The organism is Stenotrophomonas sp. 22692 (assembly GCF_052045015.1).
GTDB lineage: Bacteria > Pseudomonadota > Gammaproteobacteria > Xanthomonadales > Xanthomonadaceae > Stenotrophomonas > Stenotrophomonas geniculata.
The window spans coordinates 115,421-128,376 of sequence record NZ_JBQEMR010000003.1; the positions used below are offsets into that span (position 1 = coordinate 115,421).

Here is a 12,956-nt window from a genome sequence, read left to right on the forward strand (position 1 = left end):
GTTCAGTCCAGCGTGCCGAGGAAGGCTCGGGTTCGATATTCAAAAGCAACCTGGCCGTCGACCGCGTGGGCGGCGAACAGGTCCTGCAGGGCCGCGATCATCGGCGCATGGCGCGGATGACCGGCTTGGGGTGCGTAGGAGGAGGACAGCAGGCGCCCGCGCAGGGCGTCGAAATCCAGATATTGCACGTTCGGCAGCTCCACCATGCCGCGCAGGCCGGGGCCGAACCACGCCTGCATGGTGGCGTCGTCCTGGTAGCGCTCGGCAACGGCGGTGTAGTCGGTGCCGTAGTCCAGCAGCAGCTGCTCGTAGCCGATCAGGAACGGGCTGGCGTCGAGCAGGCGCGAGTTCCAGTAGATCAGTGCCAGGCCACCCGGGCGCAGGATGCGCTGCCACTCGGCGCGCACCGCCACGGTGTCGAACCAGTGGAAGGCCTGCGCGACGCTGACCAGATCGATGCTGGCATCGTCCAGTGTGGTGGCCTCGGCGCGGCCGTCCACCGCACGGAACTGCGGGTACTGCGGTGCCAGCCATTCCTCGGCCGCGCCCCGCATGGCGGCGTTGGGTTCAACCGCGACTACTGGATGGCCGCTGGCCAGGAACAGGCGACTGGAAATACCGGTGCCGGCGCCGATGTCGGCGACCACGGCCTCGTGGCTGACGCCCATCGGGCCATGCAGCCACTCCAACAGGGCGGGCGGGTAATCGGGCCGGTAGCGGACATAGTCGGCGACGCGGCTGCTGAAGCGTTCAGTGCTGTCGGAAGTGGTCATGATGATCAGTTCGACATCGTGGCGAGCCAGGCCAGGCCGCCGAAGAACAGGATGAAGACCAGGATGGCGGCGATCACGGCGCCGACCATCACCCAGCCCAGCACCAGGCCGGTGACGGCCAGGCCATCGCCTTCCAGTTCATGCGGGCGGCGGCGGATCTCGGCGCGGGCCATGTGGCCGGTGATGATGGCCACGATGCTGGCCACGAAGGGCAGGACGGTCCAGCTGGCGATGCCCATGACCAGGCTGACCACGGCCAGGGCGCTTGTCTGTCGGGGTGCCACGCTCATCGGGGTCCTCCTTGGCAGTATGCACATGATAGTGCCTCTGCCCGGGCAATCCCATGGGCAGTGCCCTGTAGAGCCGAGCCCATGCTCGGCTGAACTCTGGGCCGATGCGGTATGGACCGCGCTTTGCGCGCAAGCCGAGCATGGGCTCGGCTCTACAAATTCAGCCCATCAACACCTGGCCACCATCCACGTTGAGCACATGACCGGTGATCCAGCGCGCCAGCGGCGAGCACAGGAACAGGGCAGCGTCGGCGATCTCGCGCGGGTGGCCGAAGCGGCCGAACGGGATCTTCGCCAGGGTGCCGTGGTACAGCGCGGGATCTTCGGTGCGGCGGCGATCCCACAGGCCGTCATCGAACTCGATCGAGCCCGGGGCGATGGCATTGACCCGGATCCGGTCCTTGGCCAGCGCCAGTGCCTGTGAGGTGGTGTAGTGCGACAGCGCGGCCTTGGCGGCAGCGTAGGGCGCGCCACCGGGACGCGGCTGCTGGGCGGCGATCGAGGACAGGTTGAGGATGCAGGCATCGCAGGATGCGCGCAGCCACGGCAGTGCCAGGCGCGAGGCCCGTACCGCCGCCATCAGGTCGATCTGCAGGCTGGCGGCCCAGCCGTCCTCGTCATCGGCCATGCCATAGCCGGTGGCGTTGTTGACCAGCACATCGATGCCGCCGAGTGTATCGGCGGCAGCCTGCAGCCAGGCCTGGATCTGGTTGGCCTCGCCCAGATCGGCAGCGAAGGCGTGCAGCCCGACGCCTTGCGCCTGCGCGTCGGCACGCAGGGCATCCAGGCCGGCCTGGCCGCGGGCGCAGACCGAGACCCGCGCACCGGCGCCGGCAAATGCCAGCGCCATCTCACGGCCAATGCCCTTGCTGCCACCGGCGATGAGCACGCGGCGGCCGGTGAAATCAATCACCGGCTTGCCACCCTGTAGCGCCGAGCCATGCTCGGCTGCATTTCCTGCGGTGTTCATTGCACATCCTGCCGAGCATGGCCCGGCACTACAGAAAGCGTTACAGGTCGAACTTGATGCCCTGTGCCAGCGGCAGCGAATCCGAATAGTTGATGGTGTTGGTCTGGCGGCGCATGTAGACCTTCCACGCATCCGAACCGGATTCGCGGCCACCGCCGGTGTCCTTCTCGCCACCGAAGGCGCCGCCGATCTCCGCACCGGACGTGCCGATGTTGATGTTGGCGATGCCGCAGTCGCTGCCGGCGGCCGACAGGAACTTCTCGGCGGTCTTCAGGTTCTGGGTGAAGATCGAGGACGACAGGCCCTGCGGCACGCCGTTCTGCATGTCGATGGCTTCGTCGATGCTGTCGTACGGCATCACGTACAGGATCGGCGCGAAGGTCTCGTGCTGGACTACGGCGTCGCTGTTCTTCAGGCCGGAGACGATCGCCGGCAGCACGAAGTTGCCGGCGCGGTCGATGCGGGTGCCACCGGTCTCGATGGTGCCGCCGGCCGCCTTGGCCTGGGCGATGGCATTGAGGAACTGCTGCACGGCGCCGTCGCTGTTCAGCGGGCCCATCAGGTTGGCGGCATCGGTCGGGTCGCCGATCTTGCCTTCCACCTGCTTGTAGGCCTTGACCAGGGTGGCCAGCACGTCGGCGTAGATCGAGCGGTGCACGATCAGGCGGCGGGTGGTGGTGCAGCGCTGGCCGGCGGTACCGACGGCGCCGAACACGATGCCCGGCACGGCCAGCTTCAGGTCGGCGGTTTCGTCCAGGATGATGGCGTTGTTGCCGCCCAGCTCCAGCAGGCAGCGGCCCAGGCGGCGCGCGACCTTTTCGTTGACGGTGCGGCCGACCTGGGTCGAGCCGGTGAAGCTGATCAGCGGCACGCGGCGGTCATCGACCATCTTCTCCGACAGCGCGGTGCCGGCATCGTTGATCAGGAAGAAGATGTCCGGGAAACCGGCTTCGCGCAGGGCGTCGTTGCAGATCTTCAGCGAGGCGATGGCGGTCAGCGGCGTCTTGTTGGACGGCTTCCAGATGCACACGTCGCCACAGATGGCCGCCAGGAACGAGTTCCAGCTCCACACCGCCACCGGGAAGTTGAAGGCCGAGATGATGCCGACCAGGCCCAGCGGGTGGTACTGCTCGTACATGCGGTGGCCGGGGCGCTCGGAATGCATGGTGTAGCCGTACAGCATGCGGCTCTGGCCCACGGCGAAATCGGCGATGTCGATCATCTCCTGCACTTCGCCGTCGCCTTCCGGCTTGCTCTTGCCCATTTCCAGGGCGACCAGCGAACCCAGCGCGTCCTTGTGCTTGCGCAGCGCTTCGCCGCACAGGCGCACGGCTTCACCCCGGCGCGGGGCCGGCGTGGTGCGCCAGATCTTGAAGGCTTCCTGGGCGCGGGCGACGACGGTCTCGTACTCGGCCTCGGTGGTCGCGCGGACCTGTGCGATCGGCTCGCCGGTGGTCGGGTTGACCGGGGTGATCAGCTCACCGCTGGTCGCGCTCGACCACTCCCCGTTGCCCAGGTACGTGCCAGCGTTGATCGCGTCCAGGCCAAGGGACTTGAGCAGCTCGGAAGACATGCAGACTCCTGTGTTTCGTTACGTTGTTTGGCGCCATCGCGGGCAGGTGGGGGACGCGATGAACAGAACCGCGGATGGTAGCAGAGGGTGGTGGTTGGGCTTTGGTGCGGTGCGGGGTGAGGCCACGCCGAGACGCCATCCCAGTGAGGGATGCCTATTCAGGCAGGCAGGGCTTCGCCCGGGCTGCGCGCGGTGTCAGGAATCGCCGGCTGCGGCGACCATGTGGGCGGGTTGCGATGCCACTGCCAGGCGCTGTCGATGATCGGTGCCAGCTCGGTCCATATGGGTCGCCAACCCAGCAGTTGCTGAGCGCGGGTGGAGGAGGCGACCAGGCTGGCTGGATCGCCCGGCCGGCGTTCCGCCAACTCAAATGGAATGCTTCGCCCGCTTACCTCTGCGGCAGCGGCGATGACTTCGCGGACAGAGAAGCCCTGACCATTGCCCAGGTTGAAGGCGTGCGCGCCGGGCGTGTGCTCCATGTACTCAAGAGCCAGTGCGTGTGCCTGGGCCAGGTCCTGCACGTGTACATAGTCGCGCACGCAGGTGCCGTCGGGCGTTGCGTAGTCATCGCCGAACACCTTCATGGCCGTGCCTATACCCAAGGCGGCACGCAGGACATTGGGGATCAGGTGGGTTTCGCAGGCATGGGCCTCGCCGATGCCGTGGTCGGGCAGAGCGCCTGCGGCATTGAAGTAGCGCAGGCAGGTCGAACGCAGGCCGTAGGCCGTGGCTGCGTCAGCGAGGATCCGCTCTGCCATCAGCTTGCTGGCGCCATAGGGGTTGATGGGCGCCCTGGGGTGGTCCTCATCGATCACATTCGACTGTGGATTGCCGAATACCGCAGCGGTTGAAGAGAACACGATGCGATCGATGTCGTGGCGGCGCATGGCCTCCAGCAGGTTCAGTGTGCCAGTGACGTTGTTGGCGTAGTAGGTATAAGGAGCGGAAACCGATTCGCCCACCAGCGAACGTGCGGCGAAGTGCATCACGGCGTCAAAGTGACGGCCTTGGAGGGCGCGCTCGAGTGTTTCGGGGGCCAGTAGATCGGCTTCCAGCAGTTCGCCCCAGCGGACGGCGTCGCGGTGACCGGTGGACAGGTTGTCGAGCACGGTTACGGAGTGGCCGGCTTCGGTCAGGTACTGGGCCATGTGGCTGCCGATGTAGCCGGCGCCGCCGCAGATGAGGATATGCGTCATGAGGTTTCCGTCCTTGATGTTATTAATGCACTAGAGGCTGTCGGTCTACTTCAGGCGAGGGATCTAGCCCACCTTTGAAAGGTTCGTGAGCTGCTTTGCGACGTAGACGCCAGGCTCGGAGATCGACTTGCGGACAACTGCTCCCGCTCCGATGGTTACGCCATCGCAAATTCGCACGCCCTTGAGAATCAATGCGTTGGATCCAATCCAGCAGTTGCTGCCGATTACTATGGGGTCGGCCAGGAAGCTATCTTTCAGCGGTATGCCCGTTTCTGAAATGGCGTGATCGTGATCGTAAATGCGAACTCCTTCACCAAAGAGCGTGTTCTCTCCAATTTCTATCCTGCTCATGCAATTGAGAGAGCATCCATTATTAAAAAATACGCCGGACGAAATGGTGACTTTTCCTCCGTCGCAGAATATCGAAAGATCGTTTCTGGAAATTATTTTCCCAATGGATACGCTTCCTCCTGATCTTATTTTTATGTTCAGGCGAGGTCCAAATCCTATGGGATGTGCTGCCAGTGTGTTCGGGCCGTAGCACATCCTCATTAATATGATCTTCAAGGCGGCTAGTATCAGTTCCAGCAGCCTCATGACTCTATAGGTCATTTCAATTCCTCTACAATGTGTAGCCAAGCGTGTGCTGGGAACTTTCAGCGAGTAATACGAGCGCAGAAAGGACGATGAACGAGTAGAGGTACATGGCGCTCTTAAGAGGGGCGGGTGCTCTTATCCTGTCCACCAATAGCGCTGCCTGGAGGGGGGCCGCCAGCAACAAGAAGGGCATGTACCGTTCGGCAAAGTCCGCTGTGTTTACGCCAAATAGAATTAGCGATAGAAAAAGGCAGGTGTACTTGTGTAGAAAGCTGTTGCTTAGAGATCTTGGGTTAATGAAGGAAAGGAATGTTGCTGACAATAGGGTGCATATCCAGAAGTTTGCCGTCTTCCATACCGCTCCTACATGCGATTCATGTGCCCCTGAGAAATACAGATTGAACTTGTCAGTCAAGCTGGATATGCCAATAGTGGCGACTAGGTCTCCTATGATCTTGGAGGCCAGCGTGGAGAAGATAAGTGCACTGAGAGCAACGATCAGGTAGGCCCTGTCTCGATCAAGAAGGCGTAGGTTAAACAATGGAGCTGCGAGGAACGCCACACTGGACCAGTGCAAGCCAATCGCTACGGCAATGAGGAGGGACGCAGAGATGCGGCGCCTCTGGAAGAACAGGAAGAACCCAAGCGCGCCCAGCGGAGCCGCAAGCGCCTGTCGCATGATGTTCCCTGAGTAGACGAGGAAGAAGGTAAGAAAAACCAAGGCGAATATCGCGCTTGACAGCCCTAACGATCGCGCCGCGCTACGATAAAAGAACCATGTTGCGACGAACACCAATACGAAATTGGCGATCAGCCAGTTCGAGGAATTAAGAAAGGTTGCCAGAATGCTCTGAAGCGGCCACCAGAGGAATTCCGTATTGCCGTAGTAAAGGGTTCCGATCGCGATTGCGCTAGTTGGCCCATTCAGATTGGAGTAGGTGAGGACGTAGCGAAATGTGTCATTGCCAGCGTCAAGGGGTCTTAGTGCGACTAAATAGAACCCGTACACAAATACCGGTGCGGCCAGAAGCATCAGTTTCAGTGCCCTCGCGCTGGCGCTTGTGGTCGCTGCATACGCTGGCGTGTTCCGAATGGTGAGGCAAATAATTGCAGCGCCAAAGAAAATCGGAAGGAATAGTGAGAGCAAGACTTCAGTGCTCATTGTGATCGGCTGTCTTGTCGGATTTCAGCGGGATGCCGTAAAGTTCGTGTAGGCGTTTGTCAAAGGCGGTCAGCGAAAAGCGGGTCTTTGCTTCAATATTTGCCGCGCGCTTGATTCGATTGAAATCAAAGCTGTCATTGATGATGCTCTGAATAAACTCCTTCGCTTCGCGCGGATTGGAGTAGAGTAGTCCAGTTCTTTCATGATCGATGACATCGACATTCCCTGCACATCTGCTGGCAATTACCAAAGTATTGCTGGTCATTGCCTCGATTATGGATACAGGAAGGCCCTCCCATCGTGCGGTTGAAAGGTAAATGTCTGCGGCTTTCAGCTCTGCGTACACGTCAGTCTTGGGTAACCATCCAGTAATTGAAACGCCGCTGTCGGCTAGCTTATCAACTGCTTTCAGCTCCCCGTCGCCGATCCATTTGAATTCTGCGTCGATGCCTTCTTCCAGGCACGCTCTTGCAATGGTCGCAAATTCCTCGGGTCCCTTTTGTAAGCGCACGCCCCCTGCTGTCACGATCTTTATCGGGCCGTTGCGTGGCGTGGCGTCAATTGATTCAACTGTCGAAACGGACTCTACGGCATTCTCCAGAAGCTTGGCGTTGGCGCCGGTCCAGCGAAGAATTTCATTCTTCTCACTCATTGAGCACGCGAGGTATGTGCATCGCCTAATGTTGGCTAGGCGTTCCAGCGCTGCGAATATGAATCGCTTGCCGCCGATATCCTGGCGCATGACAGAGATGCAGTGAGGGCTATAAAAAATCTTTGCTTTCGGCAAAATTCCAAATGTGGCGAGGCGTCCGATGAAGCCCGCAAAAGAGGAGTGCAGGTGAACGATATCCGGTCCTAGCCGAACTATCTTCTCGCGCAATGACCATATCGCTCTGAGTGCATTCGGGCCCCCCATCGGAAGCTCGTGGAGTCTGATATCTTGATGAAACAGAGTGGCGACATTGTGCGGAGTTTCAGGTCGTCTGGAGTAGATAACATGAACATTTAAGCCTCTAGCTGCCGAAAGATTCGCTGCGGCACATACCATGGTGAGAGTGCCAGTAGCGGTCGCTTCGACGACGTGAACAACTCTGCTCATGGTCAATGCCTTCCTGCGCGCTTGAAAAGATCGGCCATGCGCTCGAAGTCGGCATCCAGAGTGATCGGTGATGCACCTTGGGGGAATTTCGACAGCATCGCGGACGCTTTCTCCAGAATATCTTCCGTACTGGGGTGGTCGACCGCCGTGATGTAACTGGCCTGTTGCAGCCATGTCTGAATGAGATTCCGGACTTTCCCGTTGAGGTTATCCATTGCAACGCAGGGTGTGCCCGTAATTGCGCAGAATATGACGCCATGCAGTCGATCAGTGATTACCAGTCGGGACGAAAGATAGGCGCCCCAAATTGCTGATATCGAGCCTTCGCGCTCGTCCAGCTGATGATGCATGTTGTCAACGTTGGTGTCACGGTGTATGACTCGAATTCCGGTCTTCACCAGCTCCTGCTCCAGCGAATTAACCATTTTTCCGTCAAGTCCCGATTCGATATCTCTGCGAATCGAAAGGACTACCTGGTTTCTTCTGGGTTCTGTGGAGGAAACTGGCGCCAAGCTGATGACGGTGTCTGGGTGAAGCGCAATCTCATTTTGTGGGAAGCTGGACTTCATCTTGTTGTAGCTGGCCTGATCTCTGGCAATTAACGTCAGTCTGTTGTGCTGGGAGTAGATGCGTTTGGATTTTGCAAGAAATTTGGCGCCGGCCGAGGAGTGCTCGAAGAATACTGATTGCGGAAACTGATAGATGCGGTTTCGTTTAAATAGACGTATCAAGAATCGGCGTTGCTGTTCCGCATCTTTATAGATAGTCCCCATATTTCCGCCGCCTGTCAGAAATATGATGTCATCCGCGGTGGAGTGCTTCTTGACCACTCGGGCCGATTCGTAAGTGTTGCTGTGAGCAATTTCAACCACATCGTAGCCGTGGAGATTTTTTTCCAGGAAGGATTTCTGTGCAAGGCCAATTGCTAGGTCGCCAATATTGCCTAGATCAGGCACCATGAAAATATACGCTGTACGGCCCTTCCGCTGGTGGCTAGAGGCGATCTTTGCCGGGAGGAAGTGATACTTAAACAGATTGACGATTTGAGAAGGGATTAGCCGTTTGGCGTCCTTCAGCATTGCGAGTTCAAGAAAAATCAGCGCAGCGGCCAGTTCGTTCCCAAGAAGAAATACATAAATTCGGCCCTTGATGCCGAGCTTACTCTGATCCGGCTTCCCGACTTCGCGAAGCGACTTCAATGCATATCTTGTTTGGTTGAACTTACTGCGCAGCGGAATTTTTGCGTCGGACACGATGCGCTTTATCTTCCACTTGACGTCCATGTAAGTATTGAGGGCCTGATCATGCGTCATGCGCCGGGTTCCTTCTTGGGGCCGAGTACAAACAGATTGCGTAGGCTGATCACCAGCTTGGTTGGGAGAATTCCGGCGACAATTGATCTGCAGATATGGAAGTAATCAAATGGAGAGGCGCCCAGCGCGGGGTAGTAGTGCAGGCGCGCCTTGATTTCGCCGCCGCGATTCTTCAATGTTCGCTTCCTGAAGTCGCCCGGATTGACGCGATAGTTGAGTAGGATTTCGTCCATAACGAAGATTCGCTTCCCAGCTACGATGAGCTTGCACCAAAGTGCCAAATCTTCCGCGCGGTGATAATTGTCGTACATCCCTTCCGAAATGATGTCGCTACGACGATAAATTACCGCCGGATGAATTGGGGCGTCGCCGTGCATGAGCTGCTTTGGTCCCTTCTCTCCAGGCTTCCCGAGAATATGGCCATTGCCGGTTTCATTGGAGAACTCTATTGCAAGAGAGGCTGCTACAGTGAATTCTGGGTGGTCGCACATGAATTTATAAAGCTTTTCAATGCGATCATTCATTGCTATGTCATCAGTATCCATCCTCACGATAAGCGGCGCCCTCGCGGCTTGGATTGCTAGATTTAGCGAATAGACGAAGCCTCTATTTTCCCCGTTGCGGATAATCCTGATCCTGCTGTCGCCAATTCGTGACTTCAATTCTTCGAGGTCATTTCTTCCGCCATCGTCCACAATGACGAGCTCGAAATCATCAAACGTTTGAGTCGTGATACTCCGTACCGATGCCTCAAGATGTCCTGGATCCGTATTAAATTCAGCCATGATGACTGAGATGGCTGGATTCCTTGTTTCCACTGTAGTTCCTGTCAGGATGTTATTCTATTTAGATTAGTGCGCATACTGATTGTGCGCGCTTCTGAAAATAGCGGTGCGTCGAACGTAGATGGCAGTCGAAAAAAGCAGTAGTAATCCTACTTCGGTTCCGAGGGTGGCAACCGCCGCTCCCGTAGCTCCGTGCTCCGGAATAAGTAGCATGTTGAGGGCCACGCAGAGGGCGGCGCAGAGTGCTTTGATTGTCACGCGCATTCGCATTTGGGAGCCAGTAGTCAGAATCGCACCGATACTGGTGCTGACGAATCGAATCGGGGCGCAGATCGCCAAGGTCACGAGGACGGGCTTGGCGTCCTGGAATCTCGAGCCGTACAGGACGTTGATGATGAAGTCGCTGGCGAGCCAAATGGCAAGTCCGCATGCTGTACCGGCCGCGAGCATCGAGGCGCTTCCGGTTTTGAGCGCGCGGAGCAGCTTGGTCTGATCATGATGGGCCCATCGATGAAGCTTTGACAGAAGAAACTTGGTGTAAAGCGTCGTCGGCAAGAGGTACGTTGCATTCATTATCGTGAAGGCGGCAAAGTATATGCCTGCGTCGCGATCGCCGGCGAGATACAGCAGCAGAATATTGCTGCATTGGAAGTAGGCAAGGTAGAGAAGAGTGTCGGCGCCATAGGGCCATACGTGTGCGAGGGTCCTCAGCATTCCTGGGGCTTCGTCTGTGTCCTCGCGTGCCCGGTGGCCGTGGTGCCCGAGAGGTTCAAAATCATTGCGCAGCATCCGGCGCAGCTGCTGGATTGCGATAGCAACAATGATCACTGCTACTAGCGAGTACGCTGCGCTGGTCTCAAGCAGGATTTCGCCAGTGGCAGTCATCACGATGGGAAGGATGAGCGCGAATCTCAGCCCGTGATGAATAGCCTGCCATGCTGCGACTGATGCGAATCGTTCCTCAAGCTGAAGCTTGGCCGCCACAAGCTCGACTGCTGCGAAGCCCAAAATGCTTGGCGCCATTAAAGCGAGTGTTTCGGCTGTGCGATGGGAGCCTGGGCCAAGAGCTGCGATGAGGAGCAGTGTGAGCAGCGCCAGTGTCGAGGATGCCGCAAGGAGTTTCAGGCAGCCGGGAATCCATCTTGCGCCATGACGCCCTTCTCGGCCATAAGCACTGAGCCAGAAAGTTTGGAGGCCAAGCCCAGCTACCTGAGAAAGCAACATGCATTGCGCAAGCGCATTGCTGAAGATGCCATAGTCGCCTGGCCCCATATGTCTGCCGAGCACGACCTGGGTAAGGAAGGCAAGTCCTGCTCCCGCCAGTGAGCCGCCCCACAGGAGGCAGATCTGAATTGCGGCTGTAAGTCGAGGGGACTTGGGGGTGCGGGGTGGGCTGCTCACAGTGTTCTTCTTGCGTCTTGCGAACGGTCGCAAGCTGGGATGTCGGTTGCGACATTGCCTCGTGCTCGGCTGTACTCTGCACTGGCTGGCGTTCGAGATTTAGTATGCGTTCTTGTTGACAAATCCCTTGAACAGGGTCATCACGACAATCTTCAGATCAAACGCAAGCGACCAGTTCTCAATGTAGAAAAGGTCACATTCGATGCGCTTGTGAAGATCGGTAGAGCCTCGCCAACCGTTGACCTGTGCCCAGCCGGTGATGCCCGCCTTCACCATGTGTTTTTTCATGTAGGACGGAATCTCGTGCTTGAATTTGTGCACGAACACCGGCCGCTCCGGCCGCGGTCCAACGATCGACATGTCGCCCAGCAGGACGTTGATGAACTGTGGTAGTTCGTCCAGGCTGGTCTTGCGAAGGAAACTGCCCACGCGGGTAGCGCGATTCTCGCCCGCTTTCGCCCACACTGCGCCAGACGCGCCTTCAGCGTCGACCGGCATCGAGCGGAACTTCAGCATCCAGAACGTCTTGTTGTTCCAGCTCATCCGCTCCTGCCGATAGAAGATCGGGCCTGGGGAGCTCAGCTTCACCGCCACTGCAATCGCGAGCATGATCGGGGAGATCATGAGCAGGATGAGGCCGGCAAGGATGCGGTCTTCCAGGGCCTTGATCAGGCGGGCGCCGCCCTGAAGGGGGGTCTGCTGAAGATTGATGACAGGAAGGCCCGCGACCTGCTCGACGGAGTGGTTCAGCAGGTGCAGCCCGAACATGTCAGGCACGAACTTGATATCGGCAGTGGAATGCTGCAACTGATTCAGGGCAATTGCGATGTTGTCTTCGTCGCGCATCGGCAGGGCAATCCACACCTGGTCGATATGATTGGCCTCCACGTACGCGCCGAGCCCATCCAGTTCCCCCAGCTTGCTTGCATGCTGCACGCTGCCGCGGTCAGAGGGGGTTCCGAACCAGCCGCGCACCTCAATTCCTGCCCAGGATGCCGACCTCAGGGAGCTGACGATGTGCTGCGAATCGGTCGTGGCGCCCACGATGACGGCGCTCCGCAAGTCTGCGCCCCGGGCCCGGATCCAGCCGGCGATGCCGCGAACGCCAATGCGGAGTGCGATTACGCCCGCCAGGCTCATGCCAAACCACGAGGCAAGCCATATGCGTGAAAGCTCATCGGTTACCTGGATCGCGGTCGAGTAGGCGAGAAGGCCGCCGAAAATCACGGCCAGCTTCATCAGGACTTTGCCGAACTCGGCGAGCAGCCCGCGCCCGCGCCAGCTCTCGTACAATGACGAGGACCCAAGGACGAGAAGTGCGAAGAGAACGGTGATGGAGACCAAGCGGGCATAGTTCATCGGCATGTGCAGATCGCCGAATCTCATCGCGTAGGCGGCCAGCGCGGCTACCACCAGAACAATTGGGTCTCCGACCCGCAGAGCTAGGCTGAGCGCAGGGGCAAACCTGTTTCCTGAAGCGTTCCAGAGCCCAGCGTGGTGCCGTGCAGGCATGTAAGACATGTCGATTTCTTCCTTGTAGAGAATCCGTGCATCCAGCAATCGCCTCGCTGCCCGGCAGGCTGGCAGCGCCGATCCGGCCGTCAGTCCAACCCGTTAGCTGTTACAATCGATCACAGGATGATAACAGAACCTTCACCAAGGCGTGACCTGCGTCCGGATTTCCGGGGTTAGGGCCAGGGGCGCCGCCTCATCGGCCTGGTAGGGCTGGGTTCAGTTACACCCTCATGTCAGGTATGCTGCTTGGCTAACTTTCGTATGCGAAGCGTTGGTGGCTGA

Annotated in this window: 12 protein-coding genes; all 12 read right to left on the bottom strand. The window is 58.6% G+C overall.

Annotation, left to right across the window (positions count from 1 at the left end; all coding sequences use genetic code 11):
- Positions 1-2: 2 nt before the first annotated feature.
- The 12 genes from ACTJJM_RS05080 to ACTJJM_RS05135 all read right to left on the bottom strand — a co-directional run bounded on the left by ACTJJM_RS05080 (position 3) and on the right by ACTJJM_RS05135 (position 12,680).
- Positions 3-773: a class I SAM-dependent methyltransferase gene (locus ACTJJM_RS05080; RefSeq protein WP_099589761.1), complete on the bottom strand. Its 771-nt coding sequence runs from the start codon at positions 771-773 to the stop codon at positions 3-5.
- Positions 774-778: 5 nt separating this feature from the next.
- A complete protein-coding gene (locus tag ACTJJM_RS05085) occupies positions 779-1,063 on the bottom strand; it encodes a DUF4190 domain-containing protein (protein ID WP_049410816.1) in 285 nt (94 codons plus the stop codon).
- Between the two features lie 160 nt (positions 1,064-1,223).
- Positions 1,224-2,033 (bottom strand): SDR family NAD(P)-dependent oxidoreductase, encoded by an 810-nt coding sequence (locus tag ACTJJM_RS05090; protein WP_053442899.1) that lies wholly within the window; start codon positions 2,031-2,033, stop codon positions 1,224-1,226.
- A 40-nt stretch (positions 2,034-2,073) separates the two neighbouring features.
- Positions 2,074-3,606 carry an L-piperidine-6-carboxylate dehydrogenase gene (gene amaB, locus ACTJJM_RS05095; protein WP_241877735.1) on the bottom strand — a complete coding sequence of 511 codons (1,533 nt, stop codon included), beginning with the start codon at positions 3,604-3,606 and terminating at the stop codon, positions 2,074-2,076.
- Positions 3,607-3,764: 158 nt separating this feature from the next.
- The gene (galE, locus tag ACTJJM_RS05100) at positions 3,765-4,802 is read right to left on the bottom strand and encodes a UDP-glucose 4-epimerase GalE (protein ID WP_235650429.1); all 1,038 of its coding nucleotides are present in this window, start codon (positions 4,800-4,802) and stop codon (positions 3,765-3,767) included.
- Between the two features lie 63 nt (positions 4,803-4,865).
- On the bottom strand, positions 4,866-5,414 hold the full coding sequence (locus tag ACTJJM_RS05105) for an acyltransferase (RefSeq protein WP_100053208.1): 549 nt from the start codon (positions 5,412-5,414) through the stop codon (positions 4,866-4,868).
- A gap of 10 nt (positions 5,415-5,424) precedes the next feature.
- Positions 5,425-6,561, bottom strand: coding sequence for an EpsG family protein (locus tag ACTJJM_RS05110; RefSeq protein WP_100053207.1), 1,137 nt, complete (start codon positions 6,559-6,561; stop codon positions 5,425-5,427).
- On the bottom strand, positions 6,551-7,660 hold the full coding sequence (locus tag ACTJJM_RS05115) for a glycosyltransferase (protein WP_224329257.1): 1,110 nt from the start codon (positions 7,658-7,660) through the stop codon (positions 6,551-6,553). The genes ACTJJM_RS05110 and ACTJJM_RS05115 overlap by 11 nt, the downstream gene beginning before the upstream one ends.
- A 2-nt stretch (positions 7,661-7,662) precedes the next feature.
- Positions 7,663-8,973, bottom strand: coding sequence for a polysaccharide pyruvyl transferase family protein (locus ACTJJM_RS05120; RefSeq protein ID WP_071305747.1), 1,311 nt, complete (start codon positions 8,971-8,973; stop codon positions 7,663-7,665).
- A complete protein-coding gene (locus ACTJJM_RS05125; protein WP_224329258.1) occupies positions 8,970-9,791 on the bottom strand; it encodes a glycosyltransferase in 822 nt (273 codons plus the stop codon). Before ACTJJM_RS05125 ends, ACTJJM_RS05120 begins: the two co-directional genes overlap by 4 nt.
- 33 nt (positions 9,792-9,824) lie before the next feature.
- Positions 9,825-11,159 carry an oligosaccharide flippase family protein gene (locus ACTJJM_RS05130; RefSeq protein ID WP_157806013.1) on the bottom strand — a complete coding sequence of 445 codons (1,335 nt, stop codon included), beginning with the start codon at positions 11,157-11,159 and terminating at the stop codon, positions 9,825-9,827.
- Positions 11,160-11,258: 99 nt separating this feature from the next.
- Positions 11,259-12,680, bottom strand: a complete 1,422-nt coding sequence (locus tag ACTJJM_RS05135) for an undecaprenyl-phosphate glucose phosphotransferase (RefSeq protein ID WP_126559715.1) — start codon at positions 12,678-12,680, stop codon at positions 11,259-11,261.
- Positions 12,681-12,956: the final 276 nt, after the last annotated feature.

What these genes read in the sequence shown, in the direction of transcription:
- ACTJJM_RS05080 (WP_099589761.1), bottom strand. Translation starts at nt 773, where the DNA reads ATGACCACTTCCGACAGCACTGAACGCTTCAGCAGCCGCGTCGCCGAC.
- ACTJJM_RS05085 (WP_049410816.1), bottom strand. Translation starts at nt 1,063, where the DNA reads ATGAGCGTGGCACCCCGACAGACAAGCGCCCTGGCCGTGGTCAGCCTG.
- ACTJJM_RS05090 (WP_053442899.1), bottom strand. Translation starts at nt 2,033, where the DNA reads ATGAACACCGCAGGAAATGCAGCCGAGCATGGCTCGGCGCTACAGGGT.
- amaB (WP_241877735.1), bottom strand. Translation starts at nt 3,606, where the DNA reads ATGTCTTCCGAGCTGCTCAAGTCCCTTGGCCTGGACGCGATCAACGCT.
- galE (WP_235650429.1), bottom strand. Translation starts at nt 4,802, where the DNA reads ATGACGCATATCCTCATCTGCGGCGGCGCCGGCTACATCGGCAGCCAC.
- ACTJJM_RS05105 (WP_100053208.1), bottom strand. Translation starts at nt 5,414, where the DNA reads ATGACCTATAGAGTCATGAGGCTGCTGGAACTGATACTAGCCGCCTTG.
- ACTJJM_RS05110 (WP_100053207.1), bottom strand. Translation starts at nt 6,561, where the DNA reads ATGAGCACTGAAGTCTTGCTCTCACTATTCCTTCCGATTTTCTTTGGC.
- ACTJJM_RS05115 (WP_224329257.1), bottom strand. Translation starts at nt 7,660, where the DNA reads ATGAGCAGAGTTGTTCACGTCGTCGAAGCGACCGCTACTGGCACTCTC.
- ACTJJM_RS05120 (WP_071305747.1), bottom strand. Translation starts at nt 8,973, where the DNA reads ATGACGCATGATCAGGCCCTCAATACTTACATGGACGTCAAGTGGAAG.
- ACTJJM_RS05135 (WP_126559715.1), bottom strand. Translation starts at nt 12,680, where the DNA reads ATGTCTTACATGCCTGCACGGCACCACGCTGGGCTCTGGAACGCTTCA.